This window comes from Paenibacillus sp. ALE3 (assembly GCF_054113405.1).
Genome location: NZ_CM134214.1, coordinates 5016719 through 5043322, shown reverse-complemented (window position 1 = coordinate 5043322; position 26604 = coordinate 5016719). Strand labels below are relative to the sequence as shown.

General features: G+C 44.4%; 20 protein-coding genes and 1 pseudogene. 16 read left to right on the top strand and 5 right to left on the bottom strand.

Annotated elements, in window-relative coordinates:
• Nucleotides 1-14 precede the first annotated feature (14 nt).
• The 5 genes from ACXHJ2_RS22605 (at nucleotide 15) to ACXHJ2_RS22585 (ending at nucleotide 3012) form a co-directional block, all read left to right on the top strand.
• Nucleotides 15-533 (top strand): hypothetical protein, encoded by a 519-nt coding sequence (locus tag ACXHJ2_RS22605; RefSeq protein WP_165084555.1) that lies wholly within the window; start codon nucleotides 15-17, stop codon nucleotides 531-533.
• Nucleotides 534-950, top strand: a complete 417-nt coding sequence (locus tag ACXHJ2_RS22600) for a DUF4280 domain-containing protein (protein ID WP_165084549.1) — start codon at nucleotides 534-536, stop codon at nucleotides 948-950. It abuts the gene before it with no gap.
• 338 nt (nucleotides 951-1288) lie between these two features.
• Entirely contained in the window at nucleotides 1289-1516 is a 228-nt protein-coding gene (locus tag ACXHJ2_RS22595; protein WP_090737404.1) for a DUF896 domain-containing protein, read from the top strand.
• A 71-nt stretch (nucleotides 1517-1587) separates the two neighbouring features.
• Nucleotides 1588-1986, top strand: coding sequence for a DoxX family protein (locus tag ACXHJ2_RS22590; RefSeq protein WP_165084551.1), 399 nt, complete (start codon nucleotides 1588-1590; stop codon nucleotides 1984-1986).
• A 75-nt stretch (nucleotides 1987-2061) separates the two neighbouring features.
• Nucleotides 2062-3012 (top strand): ring-cleaving dioxygenase, encoded by a 951-nt coding sequence (locus tag ACXHJ2_RS22585; protein WP_165084553.1) that lies wholly within the window; start codon nucleotides 2062-2064, stop codon nucleotides 3010-3012.
• A 152-nt stretch (nucleotides 3013-3164) separates the two neighbouring features.
• Here the strand turns inward: ACXHJ2_RS22585 and ACXHJ2_RS22580 are convergent.
• Together ACXHJ2_RS22580 and ACXHJ2_RS22575 are read right to left on the bottom strand one after the other, a co-directional pair.
• Nucleotides 3165-3928: pseudogene (locus tag ACXHJ2_RS22580) on the bottom strand (IS5 family transposase).
• Between the two features lie 128 nt (nucleotides 3929-4056).
• A complete protein-coding gene (locus tag ACXHJ2_RS22575; RefSeq protein WP_040102387.1) occupies nucleotides 4057-5208 on the bottom strand; it encodes a glycosyltransferase in 1152 nt (383 codons plus the stop codon).
• Nucleotides 5209-5524: 316 nt separating this feature from the next.
• Between ACXHJ2_RS22575 and ACXHJ2_RS22570 the strand changes: the two genes are divergently transcribed.
• From ACXHJ2_RS22570 to ACXHJ2_RS22535, 8 genes are all read left to right on the top strand, one after another.
• Entirely contained in the window at nucleotides 5525-6247 is a 723-nt protein-coding gene (locus ACXHJ2_RS22570; RefSeq protein ID WP_058711433.1) for a GntR family transcriptional regulator, read from the top strand.
• Nucleotides 6248-6550: 303 nt separating this feature from the next.
• Complete coding sequence (locus tag ACXHJ2_RS22565) at nucleotides 6551-8935, top strand: phosphoketolase family protein (RefSeq protein ID WP_185156544.1); 2385 nt, start codon at nucleotides 6551-6553, stop codon at nucleotides 8933-8935.
• 269 nt (nucleotides 8936-9204) lie between these two features.
• Nucleotides 9205-10047 (top strand): aldo/keto reductase, encoded by an 843-nt coding sequence (locus ACXHJ2_RS22560; RefSeq protein ID WP_165083326.1) that lies wholly within the window; start codon nucleotides 9205-9207, stop codon nucleotides 10045-10047.
• A gap of 178 nt (nucleotides 10048-10225) precedes the next feature.
• Nucleotides 10226-10885 (top strand): PspA/IM30 family protein, encoded by a 660-nt coding sequence (locus ACXHJ2_RS22555; protein WP_165083324.1) that lies wholly within the window; start codon nucleotides 10226-10228, stop codon nucleotides 10883-10885.
• 26 nt (nucleotides 10886-10911) lie between these two features.
• A complete protein-coding gene (locus tag ACXHJ2_RS22550; protein WP_165083322.1) occupies nucleotides 10912-11946 on the top strand; it encodes a TFIIB-type zinc ribbon-containing protein in 1035 nt (344 codons plus the stop codon).
• On the top strand, nucleotides 11943-12737 hold the full coding sequence (locus tag ACXHJ2_RS22545; protein WP_165083320.1) for a TPM domain-containing protein: 795 nt from the start codon (nucleotides 11943-11945) through the stop codon (nucleotides 12735-12737). Before ACXHJ2_RS22550 ends, ACXHJ2_RS22545 begins: the two co-directional genes overlap by 4 nt.
• 21 nt (nucleotides 12738-12758) lie before the next feature.
• On the top strand, nucleotides 12759-13751 hold the full coding sequence (locus tag ACXHJ2_RS22540; protein ID WP_165083318.1) for an SPFH domain-containing protein: 993 nt from the start codon (nucleotides 12759-12761) through the stop codon (nucleotides 13749-13751).
• Nucleotides 13752-14011: 260 nt separating this feature from the next.
• Nucleotides 14012-17752, top strand: a complete 3741-nt coding sequence (locus tag ACXHJ2_RS22535) for an alpha-L-arabinofuranosidase C-terminal domain-containing protein (RefSeq protein WP_165083316.1) — start codon at nucleotides 14012-14014, stop codon at nucleotides 17750-17752.
• Between the two features lie 79 nt (nucleotides 17753-17831).
• Here the strand turns inward: ACXHJ2_RS22535 and ACXHJ2_RS22530 are convergent, their stop codons facing one another.
• Nucleotides 17832-19229 (bottom strand): phytase, encoded by a 1398-nt coding sequence (locus ACXHJ2_RS22530; protein ID WP_165083314.1) that lies wholly within the window; start codon nucleotides 19227-19229, stop codon nucleotides 17832-17834.
• 99 nt (nucleotides 19230-19328) lie between these two features.
• Nucleotides 19329-20204, bottom strand: coding sequence for a helix-turn-helix transcriptional regulator (locus tag ACXHJ2_RS22525; RefSeq protein ID WP_040102368.1), 876 nt, complete (start codon nucleotides 20202-20204; stop codon nucleotides 19329-19331).
• Nucleotides 20205-20397: 193 nt separating this feature from the next.
• Here ACXHJ2_RS22525 and ACXHJ2_RS22520 point away from each other — a divergent pair, with 193 nt between their 5' ends.
• From ACXHJ2_RS22520 to ACXHJ2_RS22510, 3 genes are all read left to right on the top strand, one after another.
• Nucleotides 20398-22341 (top strand): glycoside hydrolase family 127 protein, encoded by a 1944-nt coding sequence (locus tag ACXHJ2_RS22520; RefSeq protein WP_165083312.1) that lies wholly within the window; start codon nucleotides 20398-20400, stop codon nucleotides 22339-22341.
• Between the two features lie 26 nt (nucleotides 22342-22367).
• A complete protein-coding gene (locus ACXHJ2_RS22515; RefSeq protein WP_165083310.1) occupies nucleotides 22368-23738 on the top strand; it encodes a glycoside-pentoside-hexuronide (GPH):cation symporter in 1371 nt (456 codons plus the stop codon).
• Nucleotides 23739-24014: 276 nt separating this feature from the next.
• Nucleotides 24015-25406, top strand: coding sequence for an MATE family efflux transporter (locus ACXHJ2_RS22510; RefSeq protein WP_025675836.1), 1392 nt, complete (start codon nucleotides 24015-24017; stop codon nucleotides 25404-25406).
• An 86-nt stretch (nucleotides 25407-25492) separates the two neighbouring features.
• Here the strand turns inward: ACXHJ2_RS22510 and ACXHJ2_RS22505 are convergent, their stop codons facing one another.
• Nucleotides 25493-26482 (bottom strand): zinc-binding dehydrogenase, encoded by a 990-nt coding sequence (locus ACXHJ2_RS22505; protein ID WP_165083308.1) that lies wholly within the window; start codon nucleotides 26480-26482, stop codon nucleotides 25493-25495.
• Nucleotides 26483-26604: the final 122 nt, after the last annotated feature.

The following is a 26604-nucleotide window of genomic DNA, read 5'->3' as shown; positions in this document are numbered from 1 at the left end:
GATATTTTCGACTGATGATAGACGAGCGGGTAAAACATCGGGTGGAGCCTGCTGCGCTGTCTCCTTTGCAAGTAGAAGATATCCTGACGGAGGCCGAGGGAGAGCAGCAGGATGATCCTCTTTTTTTGGCTGTACATACCGATCCACAAACAGTGTACCCGGATTTTCTGGAATTTCCCCTACCCCTGGTGTCCGACCGGTTGAAAGTATTATTGGAGAAATATATGCCAGGACTGAAATGGAAAGCGGCCATCCTTACCGATTTCCAGCAGGCTAGACAGGAGGTATACTGGGTGCTTCGTCCGCCGCTGGTGGACTGTTTGTCCGCACAAACGGAATGGTACCCCAGTGGTACATTGAAGCATTTGATACTGAGACAGGGGGAGATAGAGCCCCCTGTTTTTCGGATTGAGGGACTGATCGAACCTCATATCTATATTCATTTGGCCGTTGCAGAAAGCCTGCTGCGCCGATCTTTTACAGGTATTCGAGTGCAAAGAGTTGAGATAGAAGCACTAAGGAGGATGGGGTAAGTGGAAGAAGCGCAAGTGAGACCGGGAACGGGTGCAAAAAAAGGCTATGTCGTGGCAGGAGCGATCTTAAGTTGTAGTTATGGCACACAACCTGCCCGTTTGAAAAGACCTTTTAGCCATGGCGTCTACGTAAAAAACAAAGCACAAATGAACATTGGAGATTACGTTCCAGGAGTGAACATTCAGTCTTTTGGGAATTGCTCCAGTCCTTTAAATCCGGCCGTGCAGGCCAGTGAAATGGTGGACATCTATGGCGTGAAAAAGGCTCCGTGTGTTCCGGTCCTGACCATGCCGTGGTTGAATGGGAAAAGTGATGTGAAGATCGAGGGACAGCCGGCCTTGACACAAAACTGTACCCATCAGTGTCTGTATTGTGGTCATATCCAAATTGAAAATGATGGACAGGAGCTGGACTAAGAGTCTGTTTCAAAGCCGTTGGGTTTTGGATTCGGGACGTGTATACAGTTGAACTGAAGGGTGCTTCGCATTCGTACTAGATGGATATCCAGATGAAGAGACGATCTTATCAGGATATCCATTGTACCTACGATGATCTGGTCACTGCGATGGTACAAAAATACCAGTATTACCAGCATGGAGATAGCATTGATATTAGGGGGAGAAGCAACTCAAGGATTCATTTTCTCCTCTCTTTAATAAAGTGTTGACAAGAACAATAAAATATTATATCTTTATATCAAGATAAATAAATTAAAGATAAAACAACAACAAATTTTGAATAGGGAGGTATACACATGCTTGCGATTTTAGAAAGAATTAACCAGTTGGCAAAAAAAGCAAAAGAAGTTGGATTAACTGAAATTGAAAAAACGGAACAAATGGATCTTCGCAAAGAATACCTTCAAATCTTTCGAGGTTCTATCAAAAGCATACTTTTGAATGCTACGATTTATGATCCGAATGGAGATGATGTTACTCCTGAAAAATTAAGAAAAGAACAGGCTCAAATCGTTAAGCCATGAATTTAATTTTGTCTAATATCTCTAATTTAAAAATCTTTAATTAATAAATAATAACTATGGAGAGTGATTTTATGTTGGCGAGTGGATTGTTATTGATACGTTTGGTGGTTGGATTGTTATTCGTGGGGCACGGGGCTCAGAAGCTTTTTGGCTGGTTTGGCGGCTATGGCCCAAAAGGTACCGGTGGTTGGATGGAATCCATCGGGATCAAGCCTGGGGTATTGATGGCTGTGGCCGCTGGATTGATGGAATTGCTGGGAGGGGCTCTATTTACTGTAGGACTGCTCACTCCACTGGCAGCATTGTTGATTACGATGGCGATGATCGGAGCGATTGTCAAAGTGCATGGTCAAAACGGAATCTGGGCAACCGCTAATGGCTATGAATATCCACTGGTTCTTATTGCTGTCGTAATCGGGATTGCGTTGACAGGTGCAGGTTCATATTCCATTGATGCAATACTTCATTAATACATGAACTTAGATCATTAAAAATTGAACGATAATGAAAAATAAGGATTTCTACGATTAAAAGGAGGGTTTTATATGTCACTTCAAACGACAGGTATCCATCATATTACAGCTTTTGCCGGTAATCCGCAGGCTAATGTCGATTTCTATGCAGGTATTCTTGGACTTCGGTTAGTGAAGAAAACCATCAACTTCGATGCCCCCGAGGTTTACCACTTGTACTTTGGTAACGAGGCAGGGAGCCCAGGAACGATCATTACTTTTTTCCCTGCACCGGGAACTCCCAAAGGGCGAATCGGAGGCGGCCAGGTGGGCATAACCTCGTATGTGGTACCGCCAGGTTCGCTTGATTTTTGGCAGCATCGTTTGCAAAGCTTTGGTATTCAAGTTACGAAAACAAGCCGGTTTAATGAACAATATCTTCAATTCGAGGATAATGAGGGCCTACGTCTTGAGCTTGTTGAACGTGCGGAGGGAGCGAGCAGTACTTGGTCTTACGATGGCATTTCGGCTGATAACGCCATTAAAGGGTTCGGAGGCGCCGTACTATTTAGCGTCAATCCACAGAAAACGATGGATGCATTGGAGAGCATACTCGGATTTACGAAAATCTACGAAGACGCCGAATATGCTCGTTATCAATCTGCTGGAGAAATCGGCAACATTGTGGATGTTCCGCTCGTCAAAATGGGCTTAGGCTTTGGTGGAGCAGGTACGGTACATCACATTGCATGGCGCGCAAAAGATTTCGAGCAACATGAAGAGTGGAGAAGCGCAGTTCAGCATTATGGCTATCAGCCAACTCCAATCATCGACCGCCAATATTTTAATGCAATATATTTCAGAGAAGCGGGCGGCATACTGTTTGAAATTGCTACTGATCCACCGGGATTTGCTAACGATGAGCCTGCTGAATCTTTGGGGCAGAAATTAATGCTGCCAGAGTGGTATGAACCACAGCGGGCTCAGATCGAGGCAAACCTGCATCCTATTGAAGTGAGAACATTAACAGATAAACAAAAGTAAATGAAATGGCTGCTGTTTTGCATCCAGATGAAGTCACGTAAATCCACAATCTCATTCGATTGTGGATTTTTCATTTGATAGGTTACCACCTGAAAATGAAATCCTCCGCAATTAACCTATATTTATGATTTGACTAGGGCCTGTACGCAAACCTATTTGAGCCATAAACGAATTGAAAGCAGCGTCAAAAAAGCCATGAACATGTTCGCTGTTTTTTCATAGCGAGTGGCCAAGCGTCGATAGTTTTTTACTTTGTTGAAAAAGCATTCAATTAAGTGTCGCTCTTTATACGTTTCAGAATCTAACGGGCGCTTTACCCGCCGATTGCGTTTGCTTGGGATAACCGGAGTGATCGCTCGGCTTTGCAAAAGCTCCAGAATGGCATTGGTATCGTAGGCGCGATCAGCCAACACTTCGCCCGGGCAGAAGTCCAGTTCATGAAGAAGGCGATAGCCGGTGACAGAATCGTGGTCTTGTCCTGGCGTCAATTCGAAACGCAGCGGATAGCCGAGCGCATCCACCATCGCATGAATTTTGGTAGTTAATCCTCCGCGCGAACGTCCGATTGCTTGCCGGTCCTGCCCCCTTTTGCGCCCGCTCCATGTTGATGGACGCGGACGATGGTGGCATCGACCATGACCTGCTCCCAATCCGGCTCGATGGCGACATGCTTCAGTATTTCACCCCAAATATTCGCTTTTTGTAGCCGCCAGAAAAAGCTGTAGGCTGAAGACCAAGGGCCATAGTAACTCGGTAAATCCCGCCATGGCGCGCCCGTTCGAGCAACCCAAAGCACGGCATTGAGCATCTGGCGCCGATCCTTGGGCGGACGTCCTCCCTGTTTTTTTCGGGCTGGGGGCAACAGGGGGTCAACTATATTCCATTCTTCATCCGTTAACTCGTATCTTCGTCTCATGTGCCTTATTTTACTAGATTTCTACGAGTTGTACAGTTTGCGTACAGGCCCTAATCTAATATACGACATTATCTATCCAGGACAGAATCTGCTTCCAGGTATGTGTCTCGTGTGCTACCGTCCTCTTGTTATTCCAACAGCTTTTCAGACTTTACCAGCATTTCTCGTAACACGTGGGCGACTCGGCTTTTCCGGTTCTCTGCTTTCTTTTTTATCACCCGTAATGCTTGCTGGTATGCTGGGTTGTTGTTTTGATAATAAAACTGCTTGGCAGCAATGCGTAATGTCCTTCTCAACAACATAGCCGATGAACGTGTTAACCTAGAACGGAGTCCCCTGCGTAATACGCGCAGCGTATTTTTGTAGGTCTCAAAATCCTCGGATGGAGGAATTAGAGCGAATAAATTTAACGAGGAGTCATTGAACCCGTAAGTTTCATACATGATTCTCAGATTTTCCGTATTTAAAACGTTACCTCTAAGATGGGTTGGATGTTCCTGATGATATCCGACCACCTCTTTGATGCAATAAAAAGGGATTTTTAAGCGATGCAGTCTATAGCCCAAGTCCCAGTCTTCGAGTCCGTACAGCACAAACCGTTCATTGAAACCTCCAATACGAATCAAGTGGTTGCGTCTGATGGCTACACAACGAGTTACTAGCATCATCCAGGGAGCTACGTCCGTTGAGGCAAATTGTTTTTGAGTACTGGGCGGAACCCTGGTGGGGCTAACGACTTTAGACAATGCACCCGTTTGATGCAGGACATCATGAGGGGTGATGATCGGGATAATTTCATTCGCTGTTTCAAAGTCGGGATTCCATAAGCCTGATTGTGTAAGTATGCTCCGACAATGTTCTTTTTCTTCCACAGAAAAGTCAGGGTGATAATGGGTAAATGCATCGTCCCACGAGTGAGGAATGCCTGAAAGCACGGATTTGGGATACTTGCGGTGATAACGACTCACGGTTTTAATGAAATGAGGTAGCACCAAAAAGTCAGCGTCGCAGAAAATGATATATATCCCTTTTGCCTGGCGCAGTCCCAAATTTCGAACGGCAGATCGACCACGTTGTTCCGGGTGTGACACATAGATAAGAGGATAGGATGCTTTGAAGTCTTCAACCATTTCTTTCGTTCCATCTGTAGAGCCGTCATCAGCTACAATCACTTCGAATAGTTGCTTGGAATAGGTTTGCGCTTCAAATGAGGCGAGTGTGAGCAGCAGCTGCTGGGCTCGATTATAGGTTGGAATGATGACGCTGTAGCGGATAGCCAATGTGATCTCCCCCCACCACTTTTATTAGAACACGTTTGAACAAGATAAATAATAACAATGTATTCAAGGATTTTAGCCTGGTCTGGTCAAACACCCCTCAAGGTGCGAAACAGGCTTGGTCATATTGAGAATGTTAAGGTGGAGGTTCTGTATTTTTTGCTATTTTGCAGGTATTTTCAGTGGTGTGATGTATATGTCATGGCAGCATTACGCATAAGGATGTAAAGTAAAAGAGATACAAACAAACATGAGATGAAATGGACATGTTTATGGTAAACTATATGGAGTTATAGAAGACCTGAAAGAGGAGTACTATATGACACAATTTGTCTATAAGCAAATTATTGACGATCTTAAAATGAAAATTTTCGCTGGAAAGTTTGCAGATATGAGATTGCCAGATGAACGTAGTCTTAGTGAGACTTACCAGGTTAGTCGTAGTTCCATTAAACGCGCTCTGACTAAAATGGAGAGTGTCGGAATTATTTTCAAAAAACAAGGCTCCGGGACATTTATTAATCCCTTATACATAAGAAATGAATCTATCTTTAACTATGAAGGCTCTAATCTAGGAGTTACTGATAATTTTCAAATGCATGGCAAAAAGCCAAAAATCAAAGTATTGAGTTTCGAGGTCATTCCACCGACAGAAGAACTACAGCGCGATTTGTTCTTGGATACCCATGATTTTGTTTATAAAATCGTTCGCTTACGCCTGTTTGATGACGATCCCTTTATGATTGAAACGGGCTACATCCCCATTAAAATTGTCCAAGATTTAAATCAGACGATTATTGAGGGTTCCATTTTTAATTATTTGGAAGACTCGCGGAACCTGGCCGTCACCAAATCTTTTTTATCCATTTTTGCAGAACCGTCCCAAGAGAATGACCAAAAGCTACTAGAATTGAAAGAAAATGAACCGGTAGGCATTATGGAGGGGGTTTTCTTTTTAGATAACGGCACGCCATTTGAATTTTCACATATGCGGTTTCATTACAAATATTTGAAATTTAATACCTTTGTATCGGTACACTAACGAAAAGACTGGAGAATTCTCCGGTCTTTTTTTATGGTTTTGAAAAAGAATTAGAGTCTGCAAACCTTTCATTTATCACAAATTTTATTGGTTTATCTTTCTATATATTTTAATGTAAGAGCTTTTTTACTGTCTTTTTAATTTATATTTCATAGTATGTTCAAGATTTCACAAAATTGGACCGTATCACTTGTGAAAAAGGTTGAATTAATTTAGCGTAGCGTTATGATGTACATGTAGATGAAATTTCCGGAAATAAATTACAAACAAAATTACAAACCAAATTACTAGGGAGTGGACACCATGGCCTTAACACCCGTGTTAGCAGAATACTCATCTCAAACATATTTGAAAAAACTTGATGCATACTGGCGTGCAACCAACTACATTTCAGTAGGTCAGCTTTATTTAAAAGACAATCCTTTGTTGAGAGAACCTTTGAAAGATTCGGATGTAAAGGTGAAGCCTATTGGACACTGGGGCACGATTCCAGGCCAAAACTTTATTTATGCTCATCTTAATCGTGTTATTAATAAATATGATTTGAACATGCTTTACATTGAAGGTCCTGGTCACGGCGGCCAGGTTATGGTTTCAAATTCATATCTTGATGGAAGCTACACTGAAATCTATCCACAAATCACTCAAGATATCCCAGGCATGAAGAAACTGTTCAAACAATTTTCGTTCCCTGGCGGTATTGCTTCGCATGCTGCTCCTGAAACACCTGGATCTATCCATGAAGGTGGAGAGCTGGGCTATTCCCTTTCTCATGGTGTAGGTGCTATTTTAGATAATCCGAATCTGATTTCGGCTGTTGTTATTGGGGATGGTGAAGCTGAAACGGGACCATTAGCCGCTTCGTGGTTCTCTAACAGATTTATCAATCCAATCACGGATGGCGCAGTGCTGCCAATCTTACACTTGAATGGCTTCAAAATTAGTAACCCAACGATTATGTCTCGCCAATCGAAAGAAGAGTTAACTTCGTTCTTTAAAGGTTTGGGTTGGGAACCGTTTTTTGTTGAAGGTGAAGACCCTGATCACATGCATCCAGAAATGGCGAAAGTATTGGATACTGCCATCGAGAAGATCGAAGCTATCCAGAAGAATGCACGTGAAAATAATGACCTTACTCGTCCGGCGTGGCCAGTACTTATCTTCCGTTCACCTAAAGGCTGGACGGGTCCAAAGGAATGGGACGGAGTGCCGAATACAAATTCGTTCCGTGCCCATCAGGTTCCAATTCCGGTTGATCAAAAAAATATGCAGCACGCACCTGCCTTATTAGAATGGCTGAATAGCTATAGACCAGAGGAATTGTTCGACGAAAACGGTCGTTTAAAAGCTGAGATTGCTAAAATTCTGCCTACAGGCGATAAACGAATGGGAATGAACCCTGTTGCGAATGCGGGTAACCTTATTAAAGACCTGAAATTGCCAGATTTCCGTAACTATGCGCTGGATAACTCCACGCCTGGTAAAGTGATTGCGCAAGATATGTCGGTTTTGGGCAAATACGTTAAAGATGTGGTTGTATTAAATGAAGAGAATCGCAATTTCAGAATCTTCGGACCTGACGAAACGATGTCTAACCGCTTGGCTCCTGTTTTTGAAGTAACCAAACGCCAATGGATGGATCAAATTATTGAGCCTAATGATGAATTCTTGTCATCTTATGGTCGTGTCATTGATTCCCAATTGTCTGAACACCAAGCTGAAGGATTGCTGGAAGGTTATGTGTTAACAGGCCGTCATGGTTTCTTCGCAAGTTACGAAGCCTTCCTGCGTGTGGTTGACTCGATGATCACTCAACACTTCAAATGGTTGCGTAAAGCAACGGATCAAGGATGGCGTGCAGACATCCCATCATTGAATGTTGTAGCTACTTCAACGGTCTTCCAACAGGATCATAATGGGTATACACACCAAGATCCAGGTTTGTTAGGTCATTTGGCTGATAAGAAACCAGAATTTATTCGTGAGTATCTGCCAGCTGACGCCAACTCTCTGCTAGCTGTTTTTGACACCATTTTAAATGACCGTCAAAAGATCAATTTGGTTGTTTCCTCCAAACACCCACGCCCACAATGGTTTTCTGCTGATGAAGCGAAGGAATTGGTGGACAAAGGATTGAAGATTATTGACTGGGCAAGTACAGATCAAGGTGGAGAGCCTGATATTGTTATCGCTTCTGCCGGTACAGAGCCAACGATTGAAAGCTTAGCTGCGATCTCTATCTTGCATAAAAAACTGCCTGATTTGAAGATTCGTTACATCAACGTAGTAGACTTACTGAAGCTGAGAAGCCAAAAGTTAGATCCTCGTGGATTATCTGACGCTGAGTTTGATCAATTTTTCACAAAGGACAAACCAGTCGTATTCGCTTTCCATGGTTACGAAGGTCTGATCAAAGATCTGTTCTTTGATCGTCACAACCATAACCTGCATGTACATGGTTACCGTGAAAATGGCGATATTACGACACCATTTGATATGCGTGTATTGAATCAAATGGACCGTTTTGATTTAGTGAAGGAAGCTGTTCTAAACTTACCTGACGCTGGTAAGTACGCGAATATTGCGGATGAAATGGATGCAATGGTTAAGAAGCATCATCAATTCATTCGCGAAGAAGGCATTGACTTGCCAGAAGTAGAGAACTGGGTATGGGAAGGCCTGAAATAAAAAAAGTACAGTACATTTCAGCTTTGTGTTGGACAACCAAGCAGTCTAGCATGAAGTGAAATATATGATTTGGTAGTAGAATAGAAGTGCCTGACCTCCTTGATTTCAACGGGGATCAGGCATTTTTTGATGTAGCACACAGAGAATTTAATAGGGAAGTCACGAGCAAGTGGGTAATAAGTATATGGGGAACTGAATGGTTCGCTGCATTTTGTCTGAATATTGAAGAGGTGTTATGGTATAAGAGCATAGGAGAGGAGGCTGTTAATATGAACCATCCAATTCCGGAGAAGGTATTGAATGATGGCACTAAGGTGCCTGTCATTGGGTTTGGAACTGCTGGATTGAAGGGGGCAGATGGAGTAACAGCGATAGCTAGCGCGATTGATGCAGGTTACCGTCTGATTGACACAGCTTTCAACTATGAAAATGAGGGTGCTGTCGGGAAAGCTGTCCGGCAGAGTTCTGTACCCAGAGAAGAATTGTTGATTTGCTCCAAACTACCGGGTCGTCGACATGCGTATCAGGAAGCCATTGTCACGATCGAAGAGTCATTATATAGAGGCGGTTTGGACTATTATGATCTGTATTTGATCCATTGGCCGAATCCCCAAATTGATCGTTATGTTGAAGCCTGGCAGGCGTTGATTGAGGCGAAGAAGCGGGGCTATATTCGTTCCATCGGGGTCTGCAATTTTCTGCCTGAGTATAATGAACGTTTGATTCGGGAAACAGGTATCACGCCGAGCATCAATCAGGTTGAATTGCATCCATTGTTTAACCAGGAGCATCAGCGTGCAAAAGATGCTGAACAGGGCATTGTGACGGAATCGTGGAGCCCTTTGGGTCGCGGTCACAGCATAATGGAAAACGAAGAGATTGGGAAAATTGCTGCTGCTCATGGCAAAACCGCGACACAAGCGATTTTACGGTGGCATATTCAACTAGGAGCGATCCCGATTCCTAAGGCCTCTTCTGTAAAACACCAGAAGGAAAACCTGAATATTTTTGATTTTGAGTTGTCGCCTGAGGAAATGAACGTGATTTCGGCGCTCAGCAGGGAAGATGGACGGCTATGGGGGCAGGACCCCAATTCCTATGAAGAGCTATGATCTACAAGAATGAATGAGAAGGGTTCAAAAATCTGTGGAAGGTTTTTGAACCCTTCGCTTTTAGTGATAACCGAAAGCATGCGATAGGGTCCATATATAGCTATGATGAATGATGAACATTTTTAATAGGATTTGATGTATGATATGGGGGAATGTAGTCCTTTCGAAGGAGGTCATCATGGGGATTTTGTCAAGGTTTAGGGATATTATGAAGATGAATATCAACGCCTTAATGGATAAGGCGAGTGATCCGGAGAAGACGATTGATGATTATATGCAAAATCTAAATAGTGATCTGGGCAAGGCGAAAGCGGAAACGGCCTCAGTGCTGGCTGATGAGAAAAGAGCGAAAAGAGCACTGGATGAATGTAGAGCTGAGATCAAAAAGCTCCAGCATTATGCAAGTAAGTCTGTAGAAGCAGGCGATGAAGAGGAAGCCCGAAAGTTTCTGGAACGTAAAATTTTGCAGGAGGAGAAATTGGAATCGTTACAGACATCCTATGACTTAGCTTCGGCAAACGCCGTACATATGAAACAAATGCAGGAGAAATTGGTGTCCGATATAGGGCAACTGGAGTTGCGGTGTGCCGAACTTAAAGGGAAGCTGGCGATCGCCAAAGCACAGCAAACATTGAATTCTATGGGCGACCATGATTCTGTTTTCGAGGCCTTGGAAGAAAAGGTGAACAGGGCATATGATGAAGCGATGGCGATAGCCGAGCTCCGAACAGGAACGAAGGACGACCTGGATGCGTTATTCGCACAATATGAGAAGAGTACCAATCCAGAAGATGAGCTGGCTGCAATCAAGAAGAAAATCAATCCCAAAGAATCATAATAGTTTCTACATGAAGAGGTGAGCAGATGCCGGTTATCGAATACAAATGCCCCAACTGCGGCAGCGGCATGGTCTTTGACAGTGAGACAGGAATGTTATCTTGCCATAGCTGCGGAAGAGAGGACAACATCGATACGATTCCTGATCCTCTGACTAATCGTATTTTTACAGAAGATGAGGCCCATGAGTTTCATTGCAATAACTGTGGAGCAGTGATTATGACAGAAGTGGAGACGAGTGCAACGGTGTGCAGCTTTTGTGGTTCTGCCGTGGTGCTGGGTGATCGACTGACTGGAGAGCTAGCTCCGGCGCAGGTTATTCCTTTTTCGATCAGCAAGGAAGAAGCCATAGCTGCATTCAAAAAATGGTGCAAGAATGGCCGTCTGACACCGAAACGATTCATGATGGCCGACCGAATCAAGGGAATAACCGGTATGTATGTCCCCTTCTGGTTATATGAATTACATAATCATATTGAGGTTCAAGGTGAAGGTATCCAAGTGAGAACCTATACAAGCGGAGATTACGAATATACAGAAACGAAGCATTTTGATGTATATCGGAAAATCCGTTTGAATTATGTGAAGGTTCCGATTGATGCTGCGGAGAAAATGAATGACGAGCTGATGGATAAATTGGAGCCTTTTGCCTATGATCAGCTCAAGCCTTTTAAAACGCCATATCTAGCGGGTTATATTGCGGAAAAGTATAGTTATAACGAAGAAGAGCTTTTCCCGCGAGTAAAAGACAAAGTGAAGGAATATATTGATGCTTATATTCAGTCTACGGTGTCAGAGTATACGTCCGTGAGTTACACGGAAAAGCAAATTGATACTACATTAAAACAAGCGGATTATGTCCTGCTCCCGGTATGGGTCATACACTATGACTACAATCAATTGGAGCATACGTTTGCGATGAACGGTCAGACGGGCAAGGTAGTTGGTAAACCTCCGATTAGCAAGTTCAAAGTGACAGCTTGGTTTGCAGGCATTTTCGGCATAACTCTCTTTTCATTAAGGTTAATCACTTGGCTAATCATGGGAGGAGAATTCTATTGAAAAAATATAGAGCCATTGTGGCTGTTTTGTTGTTCTTTGCCGCCTTTCTAGCGGTTCCTATGGAAATGAAGGGCGAAGCAGCAACGACAGAAATGAAGCCATTGATTTTTGATGAGGCGGGGCTGCTTAATCAGGAAGAGTATGATGTGTTGAACACTATGGCTAACCAATACGGAGCCGAAAGAGAAACAGACATTATTGTTTATACGACCAACAACCCCGACAATATGGATGTTATGAAAATGACGCAGGATTTTTATGATGATCATGGCCCGGGGTATGACAGGTCCCATGGGAATGCAGTCATTTTAACGATGGATATGAGGAATAGAGAGGTTTATTTAGCTGGCTTTTACAAAGCAGAACGGTATCTGGATGACGACAGGCTTACTAAAATCCGCCATGAGATTACCCCGGATCTGACGAACGGTAACTATGGGCTTGCATTTCAAAAGTATATTCTGGGCGCGCACAAATATTTGGCCATCCGCCCAGGCGTGAATCCGGACAGCATATTTTTCAAAGGCTGGATTCATTTGGCGGTTGCGCTGGGATTGGCGTCTATTATTGTAGGTAAGATGGTTTCTAATTCCGGCGGTCGGGTTACGGTAAATCGGCAGACCTACGAGGATGCAAGCACGTCAGGGGTTCTGGCACATCAAGATCTGTACACTCACACAACGACAACGAAGCGGAAGATTGAAAAGAGCAGTAGCAGCAGCTCATCAGGCGGAGGAGGCGGAACCACCAGCGGCGGTCATTCGCATAGCGGCAGCAGAGGATCATTTTAATGGAAGGGATGGATACAGCACATGGGGTTCTTCAGGAATCAATTTGCAAATGTTGTTGAATGGGAAGAATTTAGGGATGATATGATTTTTTGGAAGTGGAGCAATCGTGAAATTAAAAAAGGCAGTAAATTGATTATTCGCTCCGGTCAGGACGCCATTTTTGTAAATAACGGCAAGATCGAGGGCATTTTTGAGAATGAAGGGTCATATAACATGGACTCGGATATTATTCCATTTCTAACGACATTAAAAGGATTTAAATTCGGCTTTAACAGTGGCATGCGGGTGGAGGTCTTATTCGTTAATACGAAGGAGTTTACGGTCAAATGGGGAACACAAAACCCGGTTTTGATCCCTACTCCCCAACTGCCAGGCGGGATGCCGATTCGTGCCAACGGCACATTTAATTTTAAAGTAAACGATTATGTTACGCTTATTGATAAGTTTGCCGGGGTAAAGGACAGTTATCTTGTTGAGGATGTGAAAATACGGATTACTTCGGTGTTGGATCAGTTATTGATGAAGTGGATCAGCCGAGAAGGCAAGGATATGTTTAATCTACAGGCAAATGCTTCTGATATTTCGAAGGGCATTCAGGAAGATCTGGATATGCAAGTGATGGACAACGGTATGACGATTACAGGGTTTCATGTGATGAGCTTCAATTATCCTCAAGAAATCCAGGATATGATTACAAAGACAGCTTCTCATGAAATGATCGGTAATCTACAAAAGTACCAACAAGTGACGATGACCGACGGTGTTGCATCGGGGAATGTAAAAGGCGGCGGTGCTGCTTCGGATATGGCGAGTATGATGATGGGCATGAATATAGCGAATGAAATGATGAAAAACTTGAACCCAAGCCAGAAGCCCCCGGCTGAGACTCAGCCTGCATCCGATGCTCCCACTCCTTCTGGTGAAGGTAAAAGACCTAATTTTTGTCCGAATTGTGGCACAAAAAACGAGGGAGCTAACTTTTGTCCGAATTGTGGACAGAAATTGAACGGGTAGCCATAGCTAACCGCTGAACTGTTTCCTTTCAGGAAATTGCCGACTGGCTAAGTAATTCTATGAACCAAACAGCAGTTGTTGCAGAGTATTCTCTGTGATGACTGCTTTTTTAATGTAGATTGTTCAAGCATTTTCTTTATAAATCCGATTTATTGGATTGAAAAAGGTACACAAGATAAGGTACTATAGCTATATAGTACGTATTTATATTAACTAATTAGGTATTACATTAATAAACTATAGATATAGGAGCCATAAAGATGACCAAATTCCAAGATCAAATCATTGCGCGGTACAAGTTTGATGATGCAGAGAATGTCGGCAAGGATAGCTCCGGACAAGGTAATGACGGGATTGCTTCAGGCACAGCAGCACCTACGATCTCCCATACTACCGGAAGAGCGGCTTTGGCACTTGAGGGAGGTCCCAACGGAACATCTTATATTCAGCTACCTTCTGATCTGTTTAAAGATGTAAGCGATAACACTGGTGTTACAGTGACGGCTTGGGTAAATTTCGGCAGATTCACGGATATGTGGGAACGTGTTTTTGACTTTGGTAAATCCCACACGGGTCCTTATATGTTTATGACACGGAATCTGCGTGGAACTCTTTTCACTGAGACTGACTTATCCGTAGACCCAGGAAGAGGTTTTGTCAGAGATGAATGGATGCACATAGCCCTGTCTGTAATCGGCACGGAGGGGGGCACATTAAGTAGTGCGGGCCCGGTGGTATATGTCAATGGTGAAGTGGCAGCAGACGGTTCCATCAGCCAAACCTCCAGCGGCAACTATGCCAAGCTGCGCAAATGGTTCGAAACGTTTGCAGATTCGACCAACTATAGCAACAATTTTATTGGTCGTTCCCAACATGCAGCGGATGTTGACTTTGCTGGCTTGGTTTCGGATTTCCGAATTTATAAAGCAGGCTTGACGGCGGATGAAGTCATTGAGGTCATGTGCGATTCATTGACAGATGAGGAGATTGTGAAGCTTGCCCGCGATAAGTATTTATCATTTCCGACGACAATTATAACCAAAGACATATCTCTACCAACGGTTCTGATGGGTGGAAGAGTAGAAGTGACCTGGAAATCCAGCCAACCTAGCATACTCTCTGACAATGGACAGGTTCAGGCGATTACTTCCGCACAGGGAGTCACCGTTACGGCTCTCTTGACCAGAGGTTCAAGTCGGATTGAAGAAAGCTTTGAAGTATCCGTTCTCCCAGAACAACTGCCTCCATACACGCTGACTATTCATGGGAATAAAGAAGTTGTGGATGTCAGCGAAGTGATGTACGGCTTATTCTATGAGGATATCAATAACGCCGCAGATGGCGGGATGTATGCAGAACTTGTACAAAATCGCTCATTCGAATCCTTCGAGTTTGATACGTATTCCCATGCTTCGGGTGAATGTGGATGCTCTACAGGACGGAATCGCAATCCGCTGTTCGCCTGGTCTGGTGATACGGACAAGATGACTCCACAACATAGCGGTGGATTGAATGAGTTTTTGGGCGCAAAGGATAAGGATGTGAACTCTTATTATGTGACGGTAGCGGATGGGGCAACGATCCGGAACAAAGGCTTCTCCGATTCTAACCAGAATTGTGCCATGTCCATCCAAGAGGGTGCCAAGTATGAGTTCACCATCTGGGCAAAGGCCGATTCGACGGGTACCATCACACTGCAACTTCAAGACTCGAAGGAAAAGGACATCAGTGATCCGGTAACCGTACAGGTGGAAGGTGGCAGCACGTGGAAAAAATACGGTGTCGACTCCAAGCTGGTGCTGACAGGTACAGCTACGGTGCTGGGACAGCTGGCACTTACATTTGAAGGGGACATTTCCATTGATATGGTTTCCTTATTCCCACAAGATGTATGGGGAGCAGGAGAGGAAGAGCAATCCCCGTCGGCACACGCCAACTATCAGGGCAATCCGAACTACCGATTGAGAAAAGATCTGGTGAACGCACTGGTCGGCATGCATCCGAAGTTTTTGCGTTTTCCAGGTGGTTGTATTTCCGAAGGATCATTTATATGGGAAAATGTATACGACTGGAAGGAATCCATTGGGGATATCGAGCTGCGCAAGGAAAACTTTAATGTATGGGGCTATATGATGACCATGGGTCTTGGTTATATGGAATACTTCCAGTTGGCAGAAGACCTGAATGCAGCTCCGCTTCCGGTTATGGCCTGTGGTGTGCTTTGCCAAGCCCGCTCGGATTATGCTCATCCGGCTGGAGGCGCACTAAGAGAATACTATATCAAGAATTTTACGGATCTGATCGACTTTGCGATCAGCGTTGATTTTGAACATAATGAATGGGCCACCATGCGTAAAAAAATGGGCCACGAAGCACCGTTCGATCTGCGTTATCTGGGCGTGGGCAACGAAAACTGGGGTACAGAGTTCTTCGCCAACTTTGAGGTGTTCAAGACATCAATTGATGAGTACATGGAGAAAAATTATCCGGGATATGAACTGCATATCATCTCCACGGTTGGCGCTCAAGCAGACGACGATGCTTATCAGCAGGGCTGGAAGTTCCTGAGCGGTAATATGAAGGGCTCAGCCAAGGTTGCTTTTGCAGACGGTAACCAGGTGACGGAAGAGACTGTAACCTGGTATGAAAAGCAAAAAGACTATATGGACACCATTGCCGATGAACACTATTACCGTTCTAATGAGTATCTGTTGAATAATGTGGACCGCTATAATTACTACTATAGAGCTTATAACGCGGATGGCAGTGTCAACTGGAAAGAAACGTCGAAGGTTTTTGTTGGGGAATATGCCTCGACAGATAAAAATACATTGGCAGGCGCAGTAGCAGAAGCAGCAGTGATGACGGGCTTCGAAAATAATGCCGATGTCGTCCGGTTGGCTGCCTATGCGCCGCTGTTTAACAAAGTCCTGACGGACGGAACTTACAGATGGACACCGGATTGTATCTGGTTCGACGACGAAACCGTGTGGTTTACACCAAACTATTATGTGCAGCAAATGTATGTCCAATATTTGGGTGATAAAGTATTGGCCACTTCGTTCTCTACTTACAAAAATGGCAAGCCGATCGACCTCATTCCTCAGGGTGGAATCGAAATCGCGACAGGCAACGCCGAGGTTGTAGTTAAGCGTGTGACCGTTACCTCCAATAAGGACGGCAGTGTACTGCTGGATCAAGATTTTACTAAGGAATTGAATTCATTATGGAAAGTTATTCCTGGCTCTGTAGGATCTACGTTGGAGGAAGGCAAGGGGCTTGTCCTCAAACCCCAAGATAGCGGTCTGAATGGCTTGTACATCTTGAACGACAGCTGGAACAACTACAAGGTAGAGGTGGTTGCTTCTCGCCTTTCCGGCACGGATGGTTTTTATGTGGGTGCAGGCCTCACGGATATTACCACTGAGAAAAAGAACGTTATCGAATACGCGATTGGCTATGGCGGCAATGCTACCGGCGTGAAGGTTTACAAACAAGGTATAGAAGGCTATACCATGGGTGACTACTCTTCCAGTACAGCGGCGGGCAACCTGAGAGCGGCGAGCTATGAAGAGTTGGCCGACAACACCGACTACACCATCACGGTGAACTATGGGGGAGAAACGGGCAACAACCTGATTTGCTCCTACACCGACGGCAAAACTACCAGTAAAGTGCTGGACTACAAGTTGGAGGCTTACAACAGAGACGTGTTTAATTCGGTGACCCAAGATGCTGAACATGTATATGTGAAGCTTGTGAATGCCGATAACGTAGATAAGGCAACACAGCTGAACCTGGAAGATTTGAATGTTGAATCCAGTGCGAAGCTGATTACACTAACCGGCGATTCCTCGCTTGTTCATGTACCTAACGTGAATAAGAAAAATGATGAAAAGGTAGTGCCTACCGAACAGCAGGTCACACTTCATACGGATTCTCTCCTCTTACAATTACCGGCTAACTCGGTAAATGTATTGGTACTGGATCTTAAAGCGTAAACAATTAAAACCCGCTCATTGAGCGGGTTTTTCTATGGATCAAGTCAGAATGTTGTTGATTTTATTTCCCTGACGGGCATTACTTCGTGCTTCTGTTCACCAGTTCACGCGGATTGGTGCCATCGTCTATCGTTAGCGGGGTAGCCGCACCTGTAGCAATTCGCTCCCAAGGTACCATTTTAAAGTTCTGATTTAACTTCTTGCCGTTTTGGAGATTTTCGTCATCTTGTGCAACGAAGATACCATGGGGGAAATTCTTGCCTAATCCGTAACCCAGAACATCAATACCGTCTGTGACAGACGTACCATCTACGGTAGGGCTGTCGCCGATTGTGAAGTTGCTTATATACGCATTGTCGCCTTGTCGTTCATAGATCGCATAGCTGCTGTTGCCTTGGCTGGAGGCCATGAGATACCCCTTGCCGTCTTTGCCGTAATACAATGTGAGCCCCTCTATGTCATCGTGAAGTCTACGTCCATCTGCAATATCAACACGTCGCAGCGGCTTGGATGAACCGTCTGGCTCGGCACTATATTTCCAAATGGCGTAATCCTCTTCAGCAATGTAGAGCGTACCATATTCATCATCAGCGACCATGCCCTCGGATTGCGTAGCCAGCTTAAATTGGCGGACAAGCTTGCCGGCAATTTTACCGTTTCCATTGTCAATCAGCTCATATTGCTCAAATTCACCCTCTTTGCCCAAAACGAGCGCATAAAACTTATCTGTCTTGAGGCTATGGTACAAACTGAATCCATATACTTCTTTCATGGTTGCTTTAATAGGTTTGTCAACCACATTGGTCAACGTTCCTGATACACCATCAATGGTAAAGATATCGATTGTGTTGTTGGTTCGATTGGTTGCACCTGCGATATCGACTTTTTTACCGCCCAATGTGAAACCGTAACGAAGATCCACGTTGTTCATTTTTCCGACTTTCATGTTTTGCAGTTGCTTGCCATCCAGGTCATAGACTAAAATTCCGCCGCCCTTATTGGTAGCTAAAATTCTGCTTTTATCCGGATCAACCGGATTAAGCCAGATTGCAGGGTCGTCAGCTGCATCTTCTCCATCCTCCACGGCTTCTGTTTCGACAGAGGGGAGCACTTTATAGGTGGGGACTGCGTCCTTGGGATCTGTATATTTGCTGTTCTCTGCTTCAAGCGTAGTAATCACTTTTGTAGGAAGATATACATTTCCATTGATCATCTTAATTTCTCGGTCTGCTTTTCCGCTTTGGCCAGCTAGACGATATTGCTTCTCACCGACTGTAAAAGTCCCGACAATGCCATTTTTCAGCTTGATCAACACTGAATGGTCATCACTGTCCCATGTAATGGTTGCCCCCATTTTATCTGCTTGTGTTCGTAGTGATGCGTACCCGGATGGCTGAGTGTTTGCCGCATGGGTCAGTTCTGGTGATACCAGAATCCCTGTTAACATGGTTAATAATGCTAGTTTATTTACCTTCATATGTATGCCCCTTTTCTGAAGCGAAAATGATATAACCGACTCAGTATAAAGTGACAATATCAAAAGAATACAATCAAAATGTAAAAGAGACGTAAACATTCAATTGGCTGGTTTCCAGTATTGTTGTCTGTAATTTTTCGGTGACATTCCAAATCTCTCCTTGAAACACTTTGAAAAATAGCTGGCTTGAGAAAATCCTGTTTCCTCCGTAATTTGCTGGATGGACCAGTCGGTTTGCAGCAAAAGACTGCGTCCCTGATCCAGACGATAGTCCATCAAATATTCAAGTGGTGTGCGCTGGAAGGCGGCCTTCATGCATCTGGCAAGATAGTTTTGATGTACGTGAAAATGTGCCTCCAGGTCTTTATTCGTGATGGCATTTCTGTAGTTTTGTTTTAAGAATATTTCGATTTGTTCAGCTAACTTGGAGGAACTGCTTTTGTAATTCTCATCATATTCCAAACTCTGAAAAATATTCACAAATGTTTGTTGAGTCTCCCATAGAGCCAGCTTTCGAGTTTTTAAAGTAGAGGCTAGTAAATAGTCCAATTTGGAGAACAGCTCATGGGGATTAATTAGTTTTTGATATTTGGGTAGATGGATGGTGGTATGTTCTGAGTGAAAATGCAGCTCAGGAATGGGGGTGCTAGGGATAATAAGATTCGGCGAGGATTGGGCGCACCACATACTATTAGTTTGAAAATGAAACCAGTAAAAGGAGGTTTGTTCTGTACATGCCTCTATGGGGAAATGGTGCTTATCCGGCTCAAGAATAAGTGCATGATTTTCAGTTATCTTCCACGACTCATCCTCCTCACCGATGTGCAGTAGTCCTTCTTTAATAATAATTACGTCAAAATATCCCAAGTTATAGCGATTCGGATGCCAGTCCCCTTTTTGGTATGTAGTAAAATTCCCCTCAATGAAATAAGGCAATGGAGGGACAAGGAAAGATAGAAAGTCTGTTTTGCTCATGGAAGTCAGCTCCTTTGTGTGTGAAATCGTATAAGTTTTAGTTAAAGATCGCGATTTTTTTTATAAATTCAGGTTGATAAAATAAGGACTGTAGCAAGGGGAGTTCAGGTTAGCTTGTTCGATATTATCATTACTTTATCCTTATTTTTTCAAAAATGAAAGCGTTCTATTTCCAGGAAGGGATGTTTATCCAATGAAAACGGCAAAACCAGTGAAGCATGTCATCGTCGATGATTCATTTTGGAAAAAGTATAAGCAGGTTGTGGCGGAAGAGGTTATTCCTTATCAGTGGAAAGCATTAAATGATGAATTACCAGATACAGAACCCAGCCATGCGATTGAGAACTTTAGAATTGCGGCCGGGGAATCTAGTGGAGAGTATTATGGAACCGTTTTCCAAGATAGTGATCTTGCCAAATGGTTGGAGACGGTTGCTTTTAGTTTAAGGGATCATCCAAATTCTGCGCTTGAAGAGCGGGCTGATGAAGTCATTGATCTATTGGGAAGAGCACAAGCTGAGGATGGATATCTGAATACGTACTATTTGCTGAAGGAACCTGACAATCGTTGGACAAACTTAAGGGACAATCATGAGCTGTATTGTGCGGGACACTTTATAGAAGCGGCTGTTGCTTATTACGAAACGACGGGTAAGACGAAATTCCTCAACATTATGGAGAAATACGTAGACCTGATTCAGCAGATATTTGGTACAGAAGAAGGGAAGCGGAAAGGCTATCCGGGGCATGAAGAAATTGAGTTGGCCTTGATCAAATTATACGACGTAACGGCTAAGGATCAATACCTCAAATTAGCGCAATATTTTATCGAACAGCGGGGACAGCATCCTATTTATTTTGTGGAGGAGCAAGAAAAGAGAAAGCATATTCAAACAGAGCCCACCTGGAATGATGATAACAATATTAATTTTGGCCTAGGCTTCGAATATCAGCAGGCACACCAACCTGTGCGAGAACAAAAAGAGGCCGTTGGTCATGCGGTAAGAGCAGTGTATCTGTATATTGCGATGGCGGACCTAGCTGCAAAAACGGGAGATGCTTCTCTGCTACAAACCTGTGAAACGCTGTGGGATGATGTCACGAACCACAAAATGTACATTACTGCCGGAATCGGATCTACGGTGAACGCGGAAGCATTCACTTGCCATCATGATCTTCCCAATGACAGCATGTACTGCGAAACTTGCGCCTCTGTAGGGCTGGCTTTCTGGGCCAATCGTATGCTGCGCTTAGCGCCGGACCGGAAATATGCCGATGTTCTGGAGCGTGCGCTCTACAATGGAACGATCAGTGGGATGGATCTGGATGGGAAACGGTTTTTCTACGTGAATCCGCTGGAAGTCAATCCTTTCCAAAAATCGAGAAAAGATCAGGAACATGTAAAAACAGAGCGGCAAAAATGGTTCTTCTGCGCCTGCTGTCCACCCAATTTGGCGCGAATGATTGCATCGGTGGAGGACAATATGTACACCCAGACCGAGGATACGTTGTATACGCATCTGTATATTGCCAGCAAGGTGAACATGACTTTATCTGGACAAGAGATTGAAATTACACAAACCCATCATTATCCGTGGGATGCGGATCTTGCTCTTTCGATCCATGTAACAGAGCCAACTGCATTTAAATGGGCACTGCGAATTCCAGGGTGGTGCAAGCAGGCAGAGGTCAAGGTGAATGGGGAAGTCATATCACTAGACCATCTTGAAAAAGGCTATGTCGAGATTCAGCGCACTTGGAAGGATGGCGATATGGTAACTTTGCACTTGGCTATGCCGGTGGAGCGCATTCGGAGCAACCCACTTGTCTCCATGAACCAGCAGCAAGTTGCTCTTCAACGTGGTCCAGTTGTGTACTGTCTGGAAGAAGCGGATAATGGGGCGAACCTGGCAGGATTAAGATTACCAAAGGATAACCCCGTTACAGAAGAATTTAGCGAACATCTGCTGGGTGGCATTGTAAAGCTGACCATAGAGGGATATCGGGTAAAAGGTTCAAATGCATTATACAGCTCGGAGCCCCCTGAACTTGTTCCTCAACAAATTACCGCCATTCCTTACTATGCCTGGTGCAATCGGGCCAAAGGGGAAATGCGTATATGGGTTTATGAATCATAATTCATCGCATGGGGAGAGGAAAGATCATGAGTACGAGAATTGTGAGTACGGAACCACCCGAGAAAGCAGCCAGTACCGTTCCTTTTCATCGTAAAATCAGCTATTCGTTAACGGATACGGCAGGCAATCTACTATACTGTGTTATTTCCAGTTATCTATTATATTTTTATACGGATGTATTCGGTCTTTCTATCGGGATTGCCGGAACATTACTATTTATCACCCGTTTTATCGATGCCATTGATGCCCCGATCTGGGGTATCCTGATTGACCGAACCAAATCAAAATACGGCCAGAGCAGACCTTATTTTCTATGGCTAGCTGTTCCGTTTGCCGTGTTCATGGTCCTTACGTTTACGACGCCCAATTGGAGTGAATCGGGGAAAATTGCATATGCGGCCATCACTTATATCATAGCGGGTATTTTGTATACGGGAATCAGTACACCGATTACGTCTATTCTGCCTAACCTGAGCACCAACTCCAATGAACGCGTGGTCTTGAACTCTTTCCGTATGGTCGGGGGAAACGTGGGCTTCTTCATCGCCACCACGTTCACCTTACCTCTGGTCGCCTTCTTTGGACAGGGGAATGACCAAAAAGGATTTTCTCTAACGCTCGTTTTATTTGGAATTATGGCGATTATTATGTTTTTCATAGCGTTCGCCGATTTGCGTGAAAATGCGGCAGTGAAAACGAAATCTGTTCCCATTGCTAAAAGCTTTACAGCCATCAAGCGAAACTGGCCCTGGATGCTCGTTGTAGCTGCTAACCTGTGTTACTGGATCGGTTTGAATATTCGTTCTGCCACGCTTATCTTTTATCTGCACTACAATCTGGACAGTAAGGACTTGGTGCCTTTAATCAACGGACTGACCTCTTTGCAATTAATCTCTATGGTTCTGATTCCGTTGTTTGCCAGAAAATTAACTAAAAATACGATCATGATTATCGGATTGATATTAGCTGCATTAGGTCAAGTTGTGATTTTAATGGGAAGTACAAACTTAACCCTTATTATTGCTGGCTGGATCATTGGTGCATTAGGATCAGGCTTTGCGTGTTCTATGCCATTTGCCATGTTGTCCGATACGGTTGATTATGGGGAATGGAAAAATGGAATTCGGGCAAGTGGATTCCTGACTTCTATTGGAAGCGCATTCTGTATTAAAGCAGGTAGCGGAATTGGCGGATTATTGCCAGCATGGGTTATGGGTAGCACGGGCTATATTGCTGGAAAGGTTCAGACCCCGACTGCTTTGTCTGGCATTCAGTTCAGCTTCATCTGGCTGCCGTTTATCGTCTTCTTGATCGGAATTATCCCTATGTTTTTCTATAAGAAATTCGAAAAGAATGAAGCTTCTATTCAACAAGACTTAATTGCGAGAAGATCATAGATATTCTCTTAACAAGATGTTATGCATACCGAGGGATGGTATAATCCTGTTTCAAAACCTGTTCACCGAGCTGAGCAGGTTTTTCACCTTTTTTCTATTCAAATGTGAGCAAACGCATTGACAGAATTTTCTTTTGGAGTGATACTTCTATGTAGAGAAAAGTGTACAGAATCAAGAGCCAGAGACATCTAGCCTTGCAACTTTATACATTTTTTCGCCATGAAAGACTCTTCTGTTGAAGGGTTTTTTTCAATTTGATAAAAAGAATGTGATGATATGAGTCAACTGAGTGTAAGGATGAGAACGCACGGCTTTCTGAATAGACATTTTTCTGGAGAGTCTATTGATTATCGGCAGATGATTGCCTTGTTTATCCCGCTTCTAATTGATCAGGCTTTTATCGTGGGTCTTAATTTGGTGAACACAGCAATGATTAGCTCGTCAGGGATGGCGGCGGTCAGTGCCGTAAATATGATTGATTCATTAAATATTTTCCTAATTAATGTGTTTGTGGCAGTGTCTACCGGGGGTACGGTTGTTGTAGCGCAGTATAAGGGGAGCGGCAACGATCTTATGGTCTCTAAAGCAACATCCGGTACGATATCCTCCGTTTCCTTGCTGGCCTTATGTATCAGTCTGTTTATGATCCTGTTGTACAATCCCATTTTAAGCGTCCTGTTTGGCTCTGCCTCGGCTGATGTATTGGCTAACGGCAAGGTGTACCTGCTGGGAAGCTGTATGTCTTTCGTGGGGATTGCGATCGTTGAGGCCGTATGTGGAGCGCTGAGAGGGATCGGCAAGACGAGGGCGTCGCTGGCTCTTTCGCTCATCATGAACCTTTCGTATGTGCTGCTGAATGTCGTATTTATTAACTTGTTAGATATGGGTGTACTGGGCATGACGATTGCAGTCAATGTGTCCAGATATGCAGGGGCTGCCTGCGCGTTGATTTATTTGGTTAGGGTAGATGACGACTTGCGTGTTCAGCTTAGAGATATGCTTTATTTTAATCTAGCCATGCTTAAAAAGATCCTGTTTATTGGTCTTCCTTTTGCAGCGGAACAGATGTTTTTTAATGGAGGTAAAATTTTAACGCAAATCTTCATTGTGAACCTGGGGACCAATGCATTGGCGACGAATGCCATTTGCTCATCCCTAGCTAACGTGTTCCAAATTCCTGCGAATGCTTTGGCTCTTACGATTGTGACCGTGGTTGGTCAATGCATGGGACGGCGAAATGTACACGATGCCCGCAAGTTTACCAAATCGTTTATTTGGCTGTCGTCCGGTTCGTTTATTGTAATGGGGCTAATCCTAATGCCTTTGTTTAAGCCGATGGTGGGGTTGTTTCATCCACCTGCTGAAATTGTAGATGACATTTTTATGGTCATGCTGATTAATACGCTGGCCCAGATTCCACTCTGGTCCATCGCCTTTATTACACCCTCTGCGCTTAGGGCAGCAGGTGATTCCAAATTTACGTCCCTCACCTCGATGCTGTCCATGTGGTTGTGTCGGGTAGTGCTCGGGTATGTTTTGGGCATTGTGTTCAACTTGGGGATTGTTGGTGTCTGGCTGGCCATGGATATTGAATGGGGTGTGCGGGGGATCGTTTTCCTCTGGCGCTTCCGTGGCAACAAATGGGTCCAGCATCGTTTGATCGACTGAATAGGTCCACTACTATAAAATTGACCTCGGAATGAGGCATTTTATAGTAGTGGATTTTTTTCTAGACACATATGGTTACGTACGCCTTATTCCATTCTGATCCCTATATTGCCTAACTGCACTCCCTGCTGCATACGGTAAAAGGCTTGCGCTGTATCTTGTAGAGGGAAGACGCTATCTATAATGGGATGAAGGGAATGGCGCTCCATGAATTGGAGCATATCTGCGAATTCCTCACCGCTCCCCATAGAGGTACCGATGATGCTAATCTGTGGGAAAAATATAGAACGCAGCGGAATCTCTATGTGATCTCCTGAGCTTGCGCCAAATGTAATGATCCGGCCATCCGGTTTGATGACATCCAGATATTTGTCGAACGTAGCGGGTCCGATGCTGTCAAGGATCAGATCCACGGTGTCTCCGTTCATGCTTTCTTTCCAATCGCTATCACTGTCGAATGCATGATGAGCGCCATGGGCGAGGGCAGCTTGTTTTTTTGCTTCGCTACGTGATGTGACGCTGACCCGTGCGCCCGCCGCTAAAGCCATTAACATGGCATACGTGGCTACCCCACCGCCAATACCGGGAATAAGGACATGGACCCCCTGCTGTAATTGGCCTCTAGTGAAGAGAGCGCGGTAAGCGGTCAAGGCAGACAAAGACAGTACCCCTGCTTCTTCCCAGGACAGGTAAGCTGGCTTGCTGACGGCATTTTGAACGGGAATGATAACCGATTCGGCCAATGTCCCGTCTGAAGGAACGCCCAGAATGGCAGGAACCAAGGGAACGTGGTGCGTCTTCTCCCATCCGATACATGGATTGATGATTACGTCAGTGCCTACCAGTGAGGTTGGGACGCCAGCGCCCACAGCCTCGATCACGCCTGCTCCATCCGATCCGAGAATGAGTGGAGCATCGTTGGCGGTTCGATCCGCCATGAGGAACAGATCTCGATGGTTCAAGCCTGCGGCTTTGAGTCTGACCTTCACTTCGCTGTGCCCCGGCTGTCTGTCCGTAACGTCCTTATACATCAGGCCCTCAAGGCCATTTTTGCCGGTATGTATTACAGCTTTCATTTTAAAGCCTCCTGTGGTCGATTTTAGATGCATTTGCATGTACTTTGAATTGTACAGAGCGGCAAGCATCCGGTAAAATGAACAAAATCGAACGTCAGTATCATAAATGATCATACCAAGCA